The sequence below is a fragment of the Micromonospora orduensis genome (assembly GCF_006228125.1).
GTDB classification, from domain to species: Bacteria; Actinomycetota; Actinomycetes; order Mycobacteriales; family Micromonosporaceae; genus Micromonospora; species Micromonospora orduensis.
This window is the reverse complement of the sequence record NZ_VDFY01000241.1, coordinates 1-18438: the sequence shown is the minus strand read 5'-3', so window position 1 is coordinate 18438 and position 18438 is coordinate 1. Positions and strand designations below refer to the sequence as shown.

The following is an 18438-nucleotide window of genomic DNA, read 5'->3' as shown; positions in this document are numbered from 1 at the left end:
CACCGGCTGGCCGGCCGCCAGGTTGCCGCTGGGCGGCGGGGTTGTCGGCGGTGGTGTGGTGGGAGGCGGAGTCGTCGGGGGTGGGGTGGTGGACGTGCCTCCGTACACCTCGACCTCGGAGAGCTGCGCGGCCGGCCAGCCGGTGTTGCCGGTGACGGTGACCCGGACGTAGCGGCGGTCACCGGCGGGCAGCCCGATCGAGACGGTGTTGCCCACGCCCGGGTCGAAGACCCGTCCGGCGGACGACGCAAGGGTGGCGTACGACGATCCGTCGGTGGAGCCGAGCACCGACAGCGTCTCGGTGCGTTGCTCCCATCCGGCGGGCAGCTTGAGCACCACCCGGTCGACCGACCGGGCCGAACCCAGGTCGACGGTGACCGACTGGGGGAAGGCGTTGTTGGCGCTCTCCCAGTAGCTGGCCGCATTGCCGTCCACCACGTTGGCACCCGTGTAGCTCTGGTTGGTGCTCGTCGCGGTCACCGGCCGACCCAGCGCCAGGTTCCCGCTGGTGGGAGGCGGGGTGGTCGGCGGCGGACTGGTCGGACCGCCGCCCCACTGCGGGGCCGGCCACGGGCCGCAGTACGGCGTCGGGGTGTACCAGCCGGAGTTGCCGGCGCCCTGGGTGATCTGGAAGCCACCGCCCACGCAGTTGTGGATCGGGTTGCTCTGCGCGATGTTGCTGGCCCGTACGTTGGTGAACGACACCTGGCTGGGCGCCTGCACCTGGAGCGCGTACGTGCCGGCGCCGTCGATCCGTACGTTGCTGAGGTTGATCCCGCTGGTCTGACCCTCGATCCAGTGCAGCGCCGCGTACGAGCTGTCCAGGATGTCGGTGTCGGTGATGTTGATGGTGGGGTTCTGGAACGCCTCGTTGAGGGCGGAGAACCAGATCGCGCCGACGCCGAAGTTCCAGTTGTAGTCCGAGTTGCCGTTGCGGATCAGGGTGTTCCGGGCGATCGTCCAGGTGCCCTGGACCCCGGTGGCGCCCTGCACGCCGGGATAGCGGTTGGCGACGTGGATGCCGCCGCCGTTGGTCAGCGAGTCGGCCGTCACGTTGTCGGTGATCTTGATGTCCCGACCGCCGTAGCTGACCAGGTGGTTGGCCAGCAGCGTCACGCCGACGGTGTTGTGGGTGAAGGAGTTGTTGACGTTCGGCACGTTCTGCGCCCACATCGCCAACGCGTCGTCGCCGCTGTTGCGGACGAACGTGTTCGTCACCGTCGAGTTGGTCACGCCGGTGTGGAAGTTCACCCCGTCCGCGGTCTGGTCCAGGATCCGGCTGTTGCGGATGGTGAAATTGTCCATCGGGCCGTCCATCCACGCCCCGACCTTGGTGTTCTCCAACCAGAGGTTGTCCACCACCGAGTTGGACATCGCCCCACCGAGGGCGTTGACCTGGTCGTCGTCCATCCGTTCCCGGATGTCACCGATGATGGCGAAGTCCCGCAGCGTGACGTTGCGGCTCGGCCCGCCGGCCTCGTGCGACCGGATTGCGCCTGTGTACCCGCCTCCGGGGACGTACTTGCCGTAGACACCGGCCGCGCGCTTGCGGTCGGTGGGGTGCCGGCCACCGAGCACCGAATACCACGGGCCCGCGCCGCGCAGGGTCACCCCGTCGACCACCACGTGGTCCCAGAGGGTGAAGGTGCCGGCCGGGATCCAGACGGCTCTGCCCTGGGCCTTCCCGGCGTCGACCGCCGCCTGGAACTTCGCTGTCGAGTCGGTCGCGCCGCTCGGGTCGGCGCCGAAGTCGGTGACCACGTCGAGCACGCCGGCGGGCTTGGCGATCGGTGTGACCAGCTCGAAGTCGGCCAGGTCGATGGTGAAGGTCGGCGACTGGGCAGTCGACGAGACCTGGAGGCGGATCTTGGTGCCGGCCGGGTAGGTGCCGCCGAACAATGCCCGCGTCTCGTCGTAGAAGTGGTGCGGGTTGGTGTCTCCGGGGTTGTTGTTGAACGGGTATCCGCCGTAGTACCAGCCGTACTTCGACGTCACCGGGACCGACCTGAGCACGGTCCCGTTGGCGCGCAGGTCGATGGCGGCGTCACGGCCGGTGCCGGACGGGCTGTCCGGGATGCTGTGCCGGAAGGTGACCGCGTTCGCCGGGGCGGTGAGGGTGAACTCGACGTACTCGCCGACGGCGTCGAGGGTGACCGCCTCCCGACCGGACGCCTCCGACGGCAGCGTGCCGTAGCGGCGGTCCGGGCCGATCTTCGTGCCGTTGTGGGCGGCCTTCTCCGCCTCCTGCTCGACGAACGGGACGGTCGCGCCGCGGCCGGGGATGTCGAAGGGGGACAGCCCGGCCGCCGAGGCCGGGGTGGCGGTGCCGGTGACCGCGAGGACGGTCACCGATGTCGCGGCGAGCAGGGTGGCGGCGATGGCGGCCAACCCTGCCCGGGTCGGGTGTGGAAGGTGGTGCGGGGTGCCGGTGGTGTGGTTGGCCATGAGCTGCGCTCTCCCTTTCGTCAGGCAGGCCAGATCCCCCCGTGTCGGTGCGGCGCGTGGCGCGTTCCCCCTCGGTCCTCCTTCCTCCCGCGGGCGCGGGGGTCGTGGGTGGGTGGTGCCGGCGGTCGGGACGGGACCGCCGGCACCACGGCGGTGGGTCAGGTCCGGGTGGTGCCGTCCGCCCCGGGCAGATCGGCGGTACGCAGCCAGACGGCCGTGTCCGACGGCAGCAGCCCGTCGTCGAGCGGCCCGCTGGCCAGCAGCAACCGCGCGGCGGCGGGCATCGGCACCGGCGTGTCGGAGAGGTTGACCAGGCAGCGGAAGCCCTCGCCCCGACTGAACGCGAGCACCCCGTCCGGGGCGGGCAGCCAGCTCAGCTCGCCGTCGCCGAGGGCCGCTTCGGCCCGGCGGATCGCGATGGCCGCCCGGTACAGCTCCAGCATCGAGGCCGCGTCGCCGGTCTGCGCCCGAGCCGTGCGGTCCTTCCAGTCGGCCGGTTGGGGCAGCCATGGCGCGGCCGAACCGTCGGGGCTGAACCCGAACGGCGGCTCGTCGCCGGTCCACGGCAGGGGCACGCGGCAGCCGTCGCGGCCGGGATCGACGCGGCCGGAGCGTTCCCACATCGGGTCCTGGCGCATCGCGTACGGGATGTCCTCGACCTCGTAGAGGCCCAGCTCCTCGCCCTGGTAGACGTAGGCGGCGCCGGGCAACGACAGCGACAGCAACGCGGCGGCGCGGGCCCGGCGGGTGCCCAGTTCCAGGTCGGTGGGGATCCCTTCGCGCTTCGCGGCGAAGCTGAACGTCGTGTCGGCCCGGCCGTAACGGGTGACGTGCCGGGTGACGTCGTGGTTGGAGAGCACCCAGGTGGCCGGCGCGCCGACCGGCGCGTGCGCGCTGAGCGTTCCGTCGATGCTCTCGCGCAGCGCAGACGCGTCCCAGGCGCAGCCGAGGAAGTCGAAGTTGAACGCCGCGTGCAGCTCGTCCGGGCGCAGGTAGTTGGCGAACCGCTGCCGGTCCGGCAGCCACACCTCACCGATCAGCGCCCGGTCGGTGTACTCGTCGGCGACCCGCCGCCAGCCCCGGTAGATGTCGTGCACCCCGTCGAGGTCGTGGAACGGGTGCGGTTGGTCCGGCAGGACCTCGGGCAGCGTCCCGTCCTTGACGAGCAGACCGGCCGAGTCGATCCGGATGCCGTCGACGCCCCGGTCGAACCAGAACCGCAGGATGTCCTCGAACTCGGCGCGTACCCGGGGGTGGTCCCAGTTGAGGTCCGGCTGCTGTGGAGCGAACAGGTGCAGGTACCAGTCGCCGGGGGTGCCGTCCGGGTTGGTGGTGCGGGTCCAGGTCGGCCCGCCGAACTCACCGATCCAGTCGGTGGGCCGCTGGTCACCGTTCGGGCCTCGACCGGGCCGGAACCAGAAAAGGTCCCGCTCGGGCGCACCCGGGCCGCCGGCGAGCGCCGCCTGGAACCACGGGTGCGCGTCGGAGCAGTGGTTGGGTACGACGTCGACGATGGTCCGGATGCCGAGCGCGTGGGCCTCCGCGATCAGGGCCTCCGCCTCGCCCAGGGTGCCGAAGACCGGGTCGATGTCGCGGTAGTCGGACACGTCGTAGCCGGCGTCGGCCATCGGCGACGGATACCACGGGCTGAACCAGATGGCGTCGACGCCAAGCGCGGCCAGGTGATCCAGCCGGGACCGGATTCCGGCGATGTCGCCGATGCCGTCGCCGTTTCCGTCGGCGAAGCTACGCGGATACACCTGGTAGATAACCGCTCCACGCCACCACGGACCACTGTCTGCTGTGGACACGAGCACCTGCTTTCTGGATCAGTACGTCGGCGGTTTCGCCGGACCTGGATATGTGTCGGGCGAACTGTCGTTGTTCACCGCGGGAGGCGCGCTGCGGGCTACCCCTTGAGGCTGCCCGTGGTCAGGCCGGACATGATGTTCCGCTGGAAGACCAGGAAGACGACAACTGTCGGAATCGCGGCGATGACCGACGCGGCGATCACCACGTTCATGGGCGTACCGCCGGCGAAGGCGTAGATGCCGACGCTCACCGTCCGGGTCTCCGGCGACGGCATGACCAGCTTCGGCCAGAGGAAGTCCTTCCAGACCGCGGTGACCGCGAAGATGGAGACCACCCCGAGGATGGGACGCGAGATCGGCAGGATGATCGACCAGAGTGTGCGCAGCGGCGTCGCCCCGTCCATCAGTGCCGCCGCCATCAACTCCTCCGGAATCGAGTCGAAGAACCGCTTCAACAGAAAGATGTTGAACGCGTTCGCGACGAGCGGCAGCCAGATCGCGAACGGTGAGTCGAGCAGATTGATGTGCAGGATCGGCAGGTCGATCACTGTCACGTACTGCGGGACGATGAGGACCATCGCCGGGATCATCAACGTGGCGAGCATCAGGCCGAGGATCACGTTGCCGAACACCGGCCGCAGCTTGGACAGCGAGTACGCGGCCGCCGTGTCGAAGACGAGTTGGAACACCACCGCGCCGACCGCGTAGTAGAACGTGTTGAACAGCAGCTTGGCGAGGTCCAGGTTGTTCCAGGCGTCGATGTAGTTCTGCGGCTGCGGATCCTTCGGGAACAGCGACGGCGGGGTCTGTGCGATCTCCTGGCCGGACTTGAGCGCGCCGGTGACCATCCAGTAGAGCGGCCCGAGGAAGACAAGCGTGAAGCCCACGACGACGACGGTGAGCAGCGTCCAGTAGATGATCCTGCCGCGCCCCCGGCGGAGCTGGGCGTGGGAGATGAGCGTCCGGGTTCCGGAATCCTGTGCCATTCCGCGCCGTCCTAGTCCTGTTTCGCAGTCAGCCGCACGTACACGGCGGAGAAGCCGGCCAGCACCACGAGCATGATCACGCCGAGCGCCGCGGCGCCGTTGAGATCGTTCTGGAAGAACCCGTGCTGGTAGATGAGGTATGCCACAGACGTCGCGGAGTCCTCCGCGCCCGCGCCGTTGGCGAGGATCAGTGGCTCGATGAAGAGCTGCATCGTGGCGACGATCTGCAACATCGCCAGCAGCGCGAGGATCAACCGGGTCTGCGGGATCGTCACGTGGCGGATCCTCCGCCAGACGCCGGCGCCGTCGAGTTCGGCCGCCTCGTACAACTCGCCGGGGATGTTCTGCAGGGACGCCAGGTAGATCAGTACGGCACCACCCATGTTCATCCAGGTGGACGCGATCACCATCGCCGGCATCGTCATCCCGGGCGACTGCATCCACTGCGACGTGGGCAGGTGCAGCGCCTTGAGGATCGCGTTGAAGAGCCCCGCCTCACTGGGGTCGTACGCGTAGAACTTGAAGAGGAACAGCGCCGAGGCGGGCGGCAGCATCACCGGCAGGTAGACCAGGATCCGCAGGTACCCCTTCGCGTGGCGGAACTCGTTGAGCAGGATCGCCACGAAGAACGGCACCGCGTACCCGAGGACGAGCGCCAGCACCGTGAAGTAGAAGGTGTTCTTCCACGCGGGCCAGAAGCTGGGGTCGGCGATGAGGCGGGTGTAGTTGTCCCAGCCCACCCAGGTGGTCTCGCCGCGCCTGGTGCGCTGGAAGCTCATCACGATGCCGCGCACCATCGGGTACCAGGAGAAGACGACGAAGCAGAGCACCGCGCCGATCAGGAACGCGTGACCGGTGAGGTTGTCCCGTACCTTGCGGCCGAGGCTCGTGCGCTGCGGCCCCGCCGAGTACGGCGACGGCGGACGGCCCGCTTTCCGAGGGATCTGCGGGACGGTGGTGATCGCCAAGGCAACTCCTGGGTGAGTCGGTGACGTCGTCGGTGCGGTGTGGACGATGTGGGGGCCGGGTCGGCATCCCGGCCCCCACACGCTCGGTCAGCTCTCGGCGGCGAGGAGCTGGTTGACCTTCTCCTCGGCGGTCTTGAGCAGCGCGTCGATGTTCGCGTTCGGGTTCGTCAGCACCCCGGACATCGCGGCGTCGAGCACCGCGTAGATCGCCTGCGCGTTGCGCGGCTCACCCTTGATCGGCACCGGGGTCGCCTCGAAGAGCGCGAAGTTGGCGGTGTCGACGTTCGCGTTCGCCTTGCGCAGCTCCAGCTCCTGCTTCTGCGCCTCGCTGCCGTTGGCGAAGAGCAGCGGCTGGGGCAGGCCCACCGGGTAGTTCTGCGGCTTGGCCCGGACGTAGTCGAACTGGCCCTTGCCCGGGGTCAGCTTCTGGTACGCGATCCACTTCATGCCGGCCTTGACCTGCTCGGGGGTGAGGTCCTTCTTGAAGAAGTAGCCCTCGCCGCCACCGAGCGTCCCCTTGGCCGGGCCGTCCTGGCCGGGCAGCGGGCTCATCGCCCAGTCCTGGAACTTGCCCTGGAACTGGCTGACGATCGCCTGGGTGGCGTCCGGTGCGCCGATGAACATGCCGACCTTGCCCGCGCCGGCGTTGGTCAGCAGGTCACCCCACTGGAGCAGCTGACGGGAGCCCATGCTGTTGTCGCCGTACCGCATGTCCTTGATGTTCTGCAGGACCTGCTTGCCCATCGCGTTGTTGAAGTCGGCCTTCTTGCCGTCCTCGGTCAGCACCCGGCCGCCCTGTGAGTAGAGCAGCGAGGTGAAGTGCCAGCCGCCGGTGTTGCCGGCGCTGTACTCCGAGTACCCGGCGATGCCGTTGCCGAGCGCGGAGATCTTCTTGGCGGCGGCCCGGACGTCGGCCCAGGTCTTCGGCGGGTTGTTCACGTCGAGCCCGGCCTGCTGGAACAGGACCTTGTTGTAGACCAGTCCCATCGAGTAGTTCTTCACCGGGACGGCGTAGAGCTTGCCGCCGTCGGTGAAGACCTCCTTGAGCGCGGGGTCGACGCTGTCCCAGGTGGGGATGTTGTCCTTGTTGGCGTACTGGGTGATGTCCATCGCCTGGCCGGAGTCGAGCACCTGCTGGACGTCGGTCATGTACCCGTAGAAGACGTCCGTCACGGTGCCGCCGGCGAGGCGGGCGGTGAAGTCCGGCGGGTTGTTGCACTGCTCGCCGACGCTCACGCTCTTGACGACGATGTCCGGGTTCAGCCGCTGGAACTCGGCGACGTCGTCGTTCCAGTTCTTCAACAGCTCTTTCTGGGCGCCGACCGGCTGGCAGTCGACAGTGATCGTGACCTTGCCGCCGGCGGTCGTGTCCTTGTCGCCGCTCTTCGTGGAGCACGCCGTGAGGCTGAACCCCAGGCCGGCCACGAGCGCCAGCGCCGCAGCCTTTCGGTATTGCGGTACGGACATCTGTCCATCCCTTCGGGAACGGGTGTCTCCAAGGTTTCGCTGATCTGCGGTGATGCGACCTGACGCCCTGTAGCTGCGCCGGAGCCAGGTGTGAGTGGAGTCACTGTAACGAGGCCGACTCATTTCAGCAAGGTGTCGACCTAGTTCTGAAAGGACGCGACTTCCTTGCGACAGATGTCGACAGGTACTGCGTTTGCGCCGGGTTTGGTCCGCTTTGGACGACAAAAAGGGCCGCCGACCGCGGGAAGCGGTCGACGGCCCGAAGCGCGTCGTGCGGCTGAGGGGCCTAGCGGCCGGGCGCGGGAGCGGTGGAGCCGCGTACCACCAGCTCCGGCTCGAACAGCAGCTCGTCGTGCAGCACGCCGGCGCCCTCGATCTGGGTGACCAGCAGATCCACGGCGGCCTGTCCCATCGTCTCGATCGGCTGGCGCACAGTGGTCAGCGGCGGGTCGGTGCAGGTCATGAACGCGGAGTCGTCGAAGCCCACCACCGACACGTCGGTGGGCACCGTACGACCCAGCCGGCGGGCCGCGCGGATCGTGCCCAGGGCCAGGACGTCGCTGGCGCAGATGATCCCGGTGACGCCCCGCTCGACGAGCTTCGTCGCGGCGACCCGCGCCCCCTCCATCGAGAAGCTGGAGCGCTCGACACACTCCGCGTCGGCCTCGCCCCAGCCCGCGGCCTGGACCATCGCGTCGAGTTTGCGTCGGGACGGCACATGCCCCTCCGGGCCGAGCACCATCCCGATCCGCTCGTGCCCGAGCGAGCGCAGGTGCCCGTACGCCTGCTCCACGGCCACCGCGTCATCCGTGGAGACCCGGGGGAAACCCAGCTCGTCCACACCGGCGTTGACCAACACCACCGGAAGGCCCCGGTCGGTCAGCCGCCGGTAGTGGTCGTGCCGCGCGTCGGCGAGCGCGTACGAACCACCGGCGAAGATCACCCCGGAGACCTGGTGGTCGAGGAGCATCTCCACGTAGTCCATCTCGGAGACGCCGCCGATGGTCCGGGCACAGAGAGCCGGGGTGTAGCCGCGCTGCGCGAGAGTCCCGGTGACGACCTCGGCCAGCGCCGGGAAGATCGGATTCTGCAACTCGGGCAGCACCAGCCCGACCAGCCGGGCGCGTTCGCCGCGCAGTTTGGTCGGCCGCTCGTAGCCGAGCACGTCGAGCGCGGTCAGCACGGCCGTGCGGGTCGCCTCGGAGACGCCGTCGCGGCCGTTGAGGACCCGGCTGACGGTGGCCTCGCTGACGCCCGCCTTCTTGGCAACTTCAGTCAACCGCTTGGTCACGGGCGCAATCGTACGTCAACCTCATGAAAGAAATGAACAGCAAAACGGCCAAATCTTGCTGTCCCGCCTGTCGCGGCTTGTCGATGTCCAGCACGTCAGGACAGGCTGCGCAGCGCGTCCTCAATGGCGCGGTGGAAGGTCGGGTAGGCGTAGATCATGTGCCGAAGCTGGCTCAGCGGCACGGCCGCGTGCACCGCCACGACAAGCGCGGAGAGCACTTCGCCGCCGGCCGGGCCGACCGAGGTCGCGCCGATCAGCACGCCCTGGTCGGCATCCGCGATCAGCTTGATGAAGCCCTCGTCACCCACCTGGTGGATCCAGCCCCGGGTCGAGCTGCCCAGTTTGGTAAAACCGACCTGCACGTTGATGCCGCGCTCGCGGGCCTGCCGCTCGGTCAGGCCGACCGCGCCGACCTCGGGATCGGTGAAGGTCACCCGGGGCAGCGCGCGGTAGTCGGCGCGCGGCACGCTGCCGGCCGACCCGCTCGACCCGCTGGCGCCCAGCGAACTGGAGGCGCCCATCGCGCCGCCGACCACGCTGGCGGTGCCGCTGGCGTCCGGCCCCGCGTCCGCCTCGCGGGCGTGCGCCAGCACGTCGGCCACCACGATGGTCGCCTGGTACATGGCGATGTGCGTGAACGCTCCCTCGCCGGTCAGGTCGCCGACGGCCCAGATGCCGTCGGTGACGTGCAGCCGGTCGTCCACCGACAGAAAGCGCTGGGCCGCGTCCACGCCCACCGTGTCCAGCCCCAACTCCTCCAGGTGCGCCCGGCGGCCGGTGACCACGAGCAGCCGATCGGCGGTGAACTCCGCCCCGCCGACGCCGTGGAGCGTGAACCGGTCGCCGTCGTGCGCGACCCGCTCCGCGCGTACAGCGGTGTGGATCTCGACGCCGTCGGCGCGCAGCGCCGCGGCGGCCACCTCGGACGCCTCCGGCTCCTCGACGGCCAGCACCCGGTCCAGTGCCTCCACCACGGTGACGCGGACCCCGAAGCGGGCGAAGACCTGGGCCAGCTCCAGCCCGATCGCGCCGCCGCCGAGCACCAGCAGCGACGCCGGGAGCTCTTCGACTTCGATGGCCTGGTGGTTGGTCCAGTACGGGGTGTCGGCCAACCCGTCGATCGGCGGCACCGAGGGCCGGGTGCCGGTGCCCAGCACGATGCCGTGCCGGGCCTGGAACACCTGGTCACCGACCCGGACCCGGCCTGGGCCGTCGAGCCGGCCACTGCCCCGGACGAAGCGACCGCCCTTGCCGGTGAACCGCTCGACCGCGACCTTGTCGTCCCAGCTGTCGGTGGCCTCCTCGCGGATCCGCTTCGCCACCGGCGCCCAGTCCGGCTGGACCTGCGCCGTCCCGGCCAGCCCGTCGACCCGACGTGCCTCGGCCAGCGCGTTCGCCGCCCTGATCATCATCTTGCTCGGGATGCAGCCCCAGTAGGGGCACTCGCCACCGACCAGGTCACGTTCGACGCCGACGACGTTCAGGCCGGCCTCGGCGAGCCGCCCGGCCACCTCCTCGCCGCCGACCCCGAGCCCGACCACGACCACATCCACCAGCTCCGGCTCCGCCACCTCGACAGCATCCCCCAGCGAGTCCGCTCCGACCACCGGGGTCGGAGGAAAAGTCGGCCCGTTCACGGGGTTGGGCCGCCTACGGTGATCCGATGCACGCGCGCTTCGACCCCGTCCGGGACTGCTTCCACGACCTACTCGCCTCCGGCCGGGAGACCGGTGCGAGCCTGACCATCTGGTACGACGGCCAGCCGGTGCTCGACCTGGTCGGTGGCTCCCGTTCCGCCGACGGGCCGTCCGGCCAGCCGTGGCGGCCGGACACGCTTGTCAACGTCTACTCGGTGAGCAAGCCGGTGGTCGCGCTCTGCCTGCTGCTGCTCGTCGACCGGGGGCGGGTAAACCTCGACTCGCCCGTCGACCGGTACTGGCCGGAGTTCCGTACCCCGGCCACCGTCCGTCAGGCGTTGTCGCACACCGCCGGGCTGCCAGCCTTTCCGGTGCCCCGGCCGGCCGCCGCGATCGCCGACTGGACGCTGCTCGCCGGCGACCTGGCGGCCGCCGACCCCGAGTGGACGCCGGGGTCGCTGGCCGCCGAGCACGCCTGGACGTACGGCCACCTAGTAGGCGAGCTGGTCCGCCGGGTGGACGGGCGGTCGGTGGGTCGGTTCCTGGCCGACGAGATCGCCGGCCCGTGGCGACTCGACCTCGGCTTCGGGCTGGCCGAGGCGGACCAGCGGCGCTGCGCGGACCTGCGCTACGGCGACCCGCAGTGGCCGATCCGCAAGCTCGGCGATCCCGGCTCGCTGCGGGCGCGGGCGATGGGCAATCCGGCCGGCGGGCTCGACCTCGCCGTGCTGAACAGCCCGCTCTGGCGGGGTGCCGAGATGCCGGCGGTCAACCTGCACGCCACCGCAACCGGCCTGGGCCGGCTCTACGCGGGCCTGCTGGCCGGTGGCGTCCTGGACGGCGTACGGCTGTTCAGCCCGGAATTGGTGGCCGAGGCGACCCGGGTCCAGTACGACGGACCGGACGTGCTGCTGGACCGCCGGGTCCGGTGGACGCTGGGCATGCAGTGGGAGCCCGATGGCAGCTGGGGCATGGGCGGGCTCGGTGGCAGCAGCGCGTGGGCCGACCCGGGGCGCGGCTACACCCTCGCGTACGTCACGGCGCAGCTCGCCGAGCACGACCGGGTCGACGAGCTGGCCGAGGCCCTGCACTCGGTGCTGTGACACACCTACCCGGTCACCGCAGCCAGACCGGGTCGGTGCCGGGCACCGCGAGCGGCGGCGGGTAGTCCAGGGTGCGGCGCAACTCGTCGGGCAGCCGCCACGGCTGGTGCACGGCCCTGCCCCGCACCCCCGCCAGCTCCGGCACCCAGCGACGTACGTAGTCGCCGGCCGGGTCGTACCGCTCGGCCTGCCGGACCGGGTTGAACCCCCGGTACGGCTTGGTGTCGTTGCCGGTGCCGGCGACCCACTGCCAGTTGCCGGAGTTGTTTGCCACGTCGCCGTCCAGCAACCACTGGAAGAAGACCGCCACCCCGGAGCGCCAGTCCTGCCCGAGGTGCTTGGTCAGGTAGCCGGCCGTGATCAGCCGGGCCCGGTTGTGCATCCAGCCCTGGGCCCGCAGCTGCCGCATCCCGGCGTCCACGATCGGCATGCCGGTGCGTCCCTCGGTCCACGCCGCCAACGCGTCGTCGTCGTAGCGCCACCGCTCGATGGCGCCCGAGCGGTACGCCCTGGTCGAGATCTCCGGGAAGGAGGCGGTGACCTGGTAGTAGAAGTCCCGCCAGCAGATCTGCCGGACGAACGGGCCGGACCGGTCACCGGCGCGGTTCGCCACCGCCAACGGCGACACGCAGCCGAAACGCAGGTACGGGCTGAGCCGGGAGGTGTCGTCACCTGCCATGTGGTCATGCTGGTCGCCGTACCGGTCGAGGTCGGGCAGCCAGTCGGTGAGCCGCTTACGGGCGACCCGCTCGCCACCGACGGCCGCCTCGGGTGACCCGCCGGGCGGCAGCGCCGGCAGGCGACCCACGCGTACCCCGTCGGGCAGCGTGATCCGGCGCGGCGCGGCCAGCTCCTCCCGCCACCGCGACGCCGCCCAGGCCCGGTGGTACGGACTGAACACCCGGTAGTGGTCTCCGCCGCCGCCCGGTCGCAGGGCGCCCGGCTCGACCACGGTCAGGCCGGGAAACAGCCGCAGGTGCAGGCGGTGCCGCTCGCACTCGGCGCGCAGCAGCCGCTCCCGCCGCCGGGCGTGGTGGCTCACGTCGGCGGAGAGCGCGACGGCGGTGGCGCCGACCTCGCCGGCCAGCCGGATCGTCTCGGCCACCGGGTCACCGTGCCGCACCACCAGATCGCCGCCACGCTCACGCAGCTCGGTACGCAGCTCGGCGAGCGCCTGGTGCAGGAACCGGGTGCGGTTGGCCGACAGGCCGGCCAGCGCCGGGTCGAGCACGTACAGCGGGACCACCCGCTCGAAGGCCGCGCAGGTGGTGGCCAGCGCCGGGTGGTCGTGCACCCGCAGGTCGCGGGTGAAGAGCACGATCGCGGTGCCTGCGGTCACCGGGCCGCCGGGTGGATCGTCGGCCCCGGGATGGAGACCGGCGTACCTGTCGACGTGAGCAGAGCGCGGGCGGCCACCGCCATGCGACGCCGCTGCGGCACCAGGGCCCGCCGGGTGAAGACGTCGTAGTCCTGCGCCGCCACCTCGTCGAGGATGCCGCCGTACAGCGCGTACGCGGTGCGCATGCAGGCCTGTGAGGCGGGCGCGAGCATGGTGATGCCGGGTGCGGCGGCGGCGTAGTGCGCCTGCGCGCGGGTCACCTCGTACTCGATCAGCTCGCGGATGCGCGACGTGCCACGCCCCTGGTCGCGGGCCTCGAGCAGGTCGTCCCGGGTGACACCGAACTTCGCCAGGTCCTCGTCGGGCAGGTAGGTGCGGCCCCGGTCGAGATCCTCGGCGACGTCCCGGATGAAGTTGGTGAGCTGGAAGGCGAAGCCGAGCTGGCGGGCCGGCTCGCGGGCCGCCGCCGGGTCGGAGCTGCCCAGGATGGGCAGCATCATGGTGCCGATGACCGCCGCCGAGCCCTCCATGTAGTCGAGCAGATGGTCGTAGGTCGGGTACGCGGTGACGGTCAGGTCCATCGCCATGCTCTTCAGAAACGACGCAAAGTCGTCCCGGTCGAGATCGAAGATGGCGATCGTGTGCAGCACCGCCGGCAGCAGCGGATCGTCGACCGGTGCGCCGTGCAGGCCGGCCACGAAACGGCTGGCCCAGTCGTCGAGCAGAGCGGCCCGCTCGGCGGGCGGCAGGTCCTCGGTCTGGTCGACGATCTCGTCCGCGTAGCGCGTGAAGCCGTAGAGGGCGTGCACATGTCGTCGTTTCCACGCGGGGAGCAGCCGGGTGGCGAGATAGTAGGTGCGGCCGTGGCGTTTGTGCAGCTCACGGCACCGGCCATAGGCAGTGGTGAGATCCGTGTCCACCGGCCCTCCTCAAATATCGACGCACCAATCGACGCAACTCATCACCCTAGGGTACGCTCGGCCACATGGCCAACGACGCAGTTGCGGACAACGCGATCCGCATGGCGCCAACACGGCCGGGCGACGGGGACGATCCGGTCCGTGCCGTACTGGCCGCGTACACCCATGACCTGATCACGGCGGTGGACGACACCCTCGCGACCTTCCTCGCCGCCGAGGTCGACACCCTCGGCGAGATCGACGCAGGGATGGGCGGTTTCGCGGCCGCCGCCCGCGACGCCGTCCTGGGCGGCGGCAAGCGGATCCGGCCCACCTTCGCCTACTGGGGCTGGCGCGGCGCGATCGGCGGCGGCGAGCCGCTGGCACCGGTGCTGCCCGCGCTTGCCGCTCTCGAACTGCTGCACACCTTCGCGCTGGTCCACGACGACGTGATGGACGCCTCCACCACCCGACGCGGCCGGCCCACCGCTCACGTGGCGCTCGCCGAGCAGCACATCGCCGCCGGCCACCGGGGCGATCCCGGCCGGTTCGGCGAGGCGGTCGCCGTGCTCATCGGCGACCTCTGCATGGTCTGGGCCGACCGACTGCTGGCGCAGGCCACCATCGCGCCGGCCAAGCTGTTCGAGGTCCGCCGCTGCTACGACCAGATGCGCGTCGACACCGTCGCCGGGCAGTATCTCGACGTGCTCGGCGAGAACGACCCGGCCAACTGGTCGGTCGAGCGGGCCCTGCGGGTGGCGCGCTACAAGACCGCCAGCTACACCGTCCAACGACCGCTGCTCTTCGGCGCCTGCCTGGCCGGGTTGCCCGCCGACACGGCGCTCGCCGACGCGTACACCCGCTACGGTCTGGCCGTCGGCGAGGCGTTCCAACTCCGCGACGACCTGCTCGGCGTCTACGGCGACCCGGCCGCCACCGGCAAGCCGGCCGGTGACGACCTGCGCACCGGCAAACCGACGACACTGCTCATGCTGGCCCGGCAGATGGCCACACCGGCGCAGCTCACGGCGTTGGAGCAGGCCCAGGCGGGGCCTGTCGAACGGCTCGCCGAGCTGGTCGCCGAGACCGGCGCCGCGGCCCGCGTCGAGCGGTTGATCGCCGAGCGGGTCGGGGACGCGCTGGCCGCGCTCGACGCCGCCCCGGTGGACCGGACGGCGCGGACCGCGCTGACCGGCCTGGCCACCGCCGCCACCAATCGGCGGGCCTGATGAGCGATTTTCCCAAGGAGGGGGTCACGTGCGCACGGTGACAGGACGGACGGACCGGGTGGTGGTCGTCGGCGCGGGGCTGGGCGGGCTCGCCTGCGCGCTGCACCTGGCGGGCAGCGGACGGCAGGTGACCGTGCTGGAACGTGAGCCGGTGCCTGGCGGGCGGGCCGGACGGCTCGCGGTGGACGGCTACGAGTTCGACACCGGCCCCACCGTGCTCACCATGCCCGACCTGATCGCCGAGGCGCTCGGCGCGGTCGGCGAGGAGCTGCGCGACTGGCTCGACCTGACCCCCCTCGACCCGGCCTACCGGGCGTACTACCCCGACGGGTCGACCCTCGACGTGCTCACCGACACCACCCGGATGGCGGCCGAGATCTCCCGGGTCTGCGGCCCGCGCGAGGCCGACGGCTACCTGCGCTTCGTCGACTACGCCCGGGAGCTGTGGCGCCTGGAGCGGACCGACTTCATCGAGCGCAACCTGGACGCGCCGACCGACCTGATCACCGGCAACCTCCTCAAGCTGCTCACCGGCGGCGCGTTCCGTCGCCTCCAGACGAAGATCAACCAGTTCTTCCGGGACCCGCGTACCCAGCGGATCTTCTCCTTCCAGGCGATGTACGCCGGCCTGGCCCCGCACGACGCGCTGGCCATCTACGCCGTCATCGCGTACCTCGACTCGGTCGCCGGCGTCTACTTCCCGCGCGGCGGCATCCACGCCGTCTCCCGGGCGATGGCCGGCGCCGCCGAGAAGCACGGCGTGCAGATCCGGTACGACACCACGGTGACCCGGGTGGAGACCGCCAACGGTCGCGCCACCGGCGTCCTCACCGCCGACGGCGAACTGGTGCCGGCGGACGTGGTGGTGCTCAACCCGGACCTGCCGGTCGCCTACCGGGACCTGCTCCCCGCCGCACCGGCCCGTCGCCTCACCTACTCGCCGTCCTGCGTCGTCCTGCACATCGGTTCCCGGCAGGGATATGCGAAGATCGCCCACCACAACATCCATTTCGGGCGCGCGTGGAAGGGCACCTTCGATGAGGTCATCCGTCGGGGCGAGTTGATGACCGACCCGTCGCTGCTGGTCACCAACCCCAGCCGCACCGACCCGTCGGTGGCGCCACCGGACCGGCACACCTACTACGTGCTCGCCCCGGTGCCCAACCTCGACCGGGCGCCCTTCGAGTGGCGCGGCGACCTGACCCAGCGCTACGGCGACCAGCTGATCGGCACCCTGGAGGAGCGCGGCTACGTCGGCTTCGGCGACGGCGTCGAGGTGTTGCGGGCGATCACCCCCGCCGAGTGGGCGGAGCAGGGGATGGCCGCGGGCACCCCGTTCGCCGCCGCGCACACCCTCTTCCAGACCGGCCCGTTCCGCCCGTCGAACCTGCACCGCGACCTGTCGAACGTGGTGTTCGTCGGCTCCGGCACCCAGCCCGGGGTCGGTGTGCCGATGGTGTTGATCTCCGGCAAGCTGGCGGCCGGCCGCATCACCGGGGAGGGCCGATGAGCCGCGAGGAGCACCTGGTCGAGCTGGTCGACGACACCGGCACGGCCCACGGCGAGACGAGCGTCGCGAACGCCCACCAACCACCCGGTCAGCTGCACCGCGCGTTCTCCGTGATGCTCGTCGACCCGGACGGCCAGGTGCTGCTCCAGCGCCGGGCCGCCGTCAAGACGCGGTTTCCGCTGCGCTGGGCGAACTCCTGCTGCGGCCACCCCCGCCCGGGCGAATCCCTCACCGAGGCGGCCAACCGGCGGCTGAGCGAGGAGCTGGGCGCGGGCCCGGTCGAGCTGACCGAGGTCGGCGTCTACGTCTACTACGCCGAGGACCCGGCCACCGGTCGGGTCGAGTTCGAGTACGACCACGTGCTGCGCGGCGAGTTCCGGCCGGCGGCACCGCTGCGACCCGACCCGGACGAGGTGGCCGAGCTGCGCTGGGCCGATCCCGCCGCCCTGGAGACCGAACTCGACCGGGACCCCCGGTCGTACGCGCCCTGGCTGGGCGGGGTGGTGAGCCGCCTGCTGCGCCCCTCGGGGCCGACGTCCGGCGCGTCCGGCCCGGCCGTGACCCCGTCCGGATCGTCGGCGGATGACGCGGCGGAGCGGTCGGGTGGCCGATGAGGCGCTGAGCGCGGGCGCCGTCGCGCGCCGGCTGGGGGTCGCGGTCACCACGCTGCGCACCTGGCACCAGCGCTACGGGCTCGGGCCGAGCGAGCACGTCCCGGGACACCACCGCCGGTACACGCCGGCCGACCTGGCCCGCCTGGAGATCATGCGTCGGCTCACCGCCGAGGGGGTCAGCCCCGCCGAGGCGGCTCGCTGGGCCCGGCAGGCACCCGATCCGGTGTCCACCGACGTGATCGTACACACCCGGCTCCGTCCGCCCTCCCGGGACGGCGGCGGAACCATCCCGGTGGGTCGCGCGGGCCCGGCCGCGCGCGGCCTGGCCCGCGCCGCCATGCGACTGGACGCGGCGGCGATCAGTGAGACGATCGCGCACACCGTGGCCGCCAACGGCGTCGTCGCCACCTGGGAGGGCCTGCTGCGTCCCGTGCTCGCCGGCATCGGCGAACGACACGCCGCCACGGCCGGCCTGATCGAGGTGGAACACCTGGTCTCCCGCTGCGTGTCGGAGGCGTTCGCGGCGGCCAGCCGGGCCAAGGTGCCCACCGGGCCGGCCCGCATCCTGCTCTCCTGCGCGGACGAGGAGCAGCACACCCTTCCCCTTGAGGCGCTGGCCGCCGCGCTGGCCGAGGCCGGGGTGAGCTACCGCATGCTCGGCGCCCGGGTGCCGGTCGCCGCCCTCGTCGAGGCGGTCACCCGGACCGGCCCCGCCGCCGTGGTGCTCTGGTCGCACACCCGGGCCACCGCCGACCCGGCCCAGCTCAGCGCGGTGCTCGCCGCGCCCCGCCGCCCACTGCTCGTGCTCGCCGCCGGTCCCGGCTGGCGGGCCGACACCCTGCCCGCCGGGGTGGTCCGGCCCGTCGACCTGGTCGAGGCGGTATCACTCTCCGTGGCGGTCCGCGACTCGCTGGACCAGTCGACCGAGGGCTGACCGCCCTGTCCTGCTCGCGCGGCGTCCACTAGCGTCGGGGAGTCCGCCTACCCCGAACCCCTCCGGGAGCGAGCAGATGCAAGCCCGCGCTGTCCTGGCGTCCGTCCTCGCCATGGCGCTGGTCTTGTCCGGCTGCGCCCAGCCGGACGGCACCATCGCACCCGTCGGCGCACCGCTGCCGGTGGAATCGACCACGCCGCCCACC

At 71.2% G+C, this 18438-nt stretch carries 14 protein-coding genes; 5 read left to right on the top strand and 9 right to left on the bottom strand.

Features of this window, described 5'->3' with window-relative positions; translation table 11 throughout:
• From FHG89_RS27215 to FHG89_RS27185, 7 genes are all read right to left on the bottom strand, one after another.
• On the bottom strand, positions 1-2445 hold a 2445-nt coding region (locus tag FHG89_RS27215; protein ID WP_139587262.1), incomplete at its 3' end, for a galactose-binding domain-containing protein.
• A gap of 158 nt (positions 2446-2603) precedes the next feature.
• On the bottom strand, positions 2604-4256 hold the full coding sequence (locus tag FHG89_RS27210) for a glycoside hydrolase family 13 protein (protein ID WP_139587261.1): 1653 nt from the start codon (positions 4254-4256) through the stop codon (positions 2604-2606).
• Between the two features lie 98 nt (positions 4257-4354).
• Entirely contained in the window at positions 4355-5242 is an 888-nt protein-coding gene (locus FHG89_RS27205; protein WP_139587260.1) for a carbohydrate ABC transporter permease, read from the bottom strand.
• Positions 5243-5253: 11 nt separating this feature from the next.
• Positions 5254-6210 (bottom strand): carbohydrate ABC transporter permease, encoded by a 957-nt coding sequence (locus FHG89_RS27200; RefSeq protein WP_139587259.1) that lies wholly within the window; start codon positions 6208-6210, stop codon positions 5254-5256.
• 87 nt (positions 6211-6297) lie between these two features.
• Positions 6298-7677, bottom strand: coding sequence for an ABC transporter substrate-binding protein (locus FHG89_RS27195; protein ID WP_139587258.1), 1380 nt, complete (start codon positions 7675-7677; stop codon positions 6298-6300).
• Positions 7678-7963: 286 nt separating this feature from the next.
• Positions 7964-8968, bottom strand: coding sequence for a LacI family DNA-binding transcriptional regulator (locus FHG89_RS27190; protein WP_139587257.1), 1005 nt, complete (start codon positions 8966-8968; stop codon positions 7964-7966).
• 95 nt (positions 8969-9063) lie between these two features.
• Positions 9064-10539, bottom strand: coding sequence for a dihydrolipoyl dehydrogenase family protein (locus FHG89_RS27185; RefSeq protein WP_139587256.1), 1476 nt, complete (start codon positions 10537-10539; stop codon positions 9064-9066).
• 92 nt (positions 10540-10631) lie between these two features.
• Here FHG89_RS27185 and FHG89_RS27180 point away from each other — a divergent pair, with 92 nt between their 5' ends.
• Positions 10632-11708 carry a serine hydrolase domain-containing protein gene (locus FHG89_RS27180; protein WP_139587255.1) on the top strand — a complete coding sequence of 359 codons (1077 nt, stop codon included), beginning with the start codon at positions 10632-10634 and terminating at the stop codon, positions 11706-11708.
• A 13-nt stretch (positions 11709-11721) separates the two neighbouring features.
• Here the strand turns inward: FHG89_RS27180 and FHG89_RS27175 are convergent, their stop codons facing one another.
• The gene (locus FHG89_RS27175; protein WP_139587254.1) at positions 11722-13047 is read right to left on the bottom strand and encodes a cryptochrome/photolyase family protein; all 1326 of its coding nucleotides are present in this window, start codon (positions 13045-13047) and stop codon (positions 11722-11724) included.
• Positions 13044-13967 carry a phytoene/squalene synthase family protein gene (locus FHG89_RS27170; protein WP_139587253.1) on the bottom strand — a complete coding sequence of 308 codons (924 nt, stop codon included), beginning with the start codon at positions 13965-13967 and terminating at the stop codon, positions 13044-13046. Before FHG89_RS27170 ends, FHG89_RS27175 begins: the two co-directional genes overlap by 4 nt.
• Before the next feature lie 65 nt (positions 13968-14032).
• Between FHG89_RS27170 and FHG89_RS27165 the strand changes: the two genes are divergently transcribed.
• Genes FHG89_RS27165 through FHG89_RS27150 form a run of 4 tightly spaced genes read left to right on the top strand, consistent with a single transcriptional unit; the run spans position 14033 to position 18233 of the window.
• Positions 14033-15175 (top strand): polyprenyl synthetase family protein, encoded by a 1143-nt coding sequence (locus FHG89_RS27165; RefSeq protein ID WP_139587252.1) that lies wholly within the window; start codon positions 14033-14035, stop codon positions 15173-15175.
• Between the two features lie 28 nt (positions 15176-15203).
• Positions 15204-16685, top strand: coding sequence for a phytoene desaturase family protein (crtI, locus tag FHG89_RS27160; protein WP_139587251.1), 1482 nt, complete (start codon positions 15204-15206; stop codon positions 16683-16685).
• A complete protein-coding gene (idi, locus tag FHG89_RS27155; RefSeq protein WP_139587250.1) occupies positions 16682-17299 on the top strand; it encodes an isopentenyl-diphosphate Delta-isomerase in 618 nt (205 codons plus the stop codon). The genes crtI and idi overlap by 4 nt, the downstream gene beginning before the upstream one ends.
• Positions 17289-18233: a MerR family transcriptional regulator gene (locus FHG89_RS27150; protein ID WP_139587263.1), complete on the top strand. Its 945-nt coding sequence runs from the start codon at positions 17289-17291 to the stop codon at positions 18231-18233. The genes idi and FHG89_RS27150 overlap by 11 nt, the downstream gene beginning before the upstream one ends.
• Positions 18234-18438: the final 205 nt, after the last annotated feature.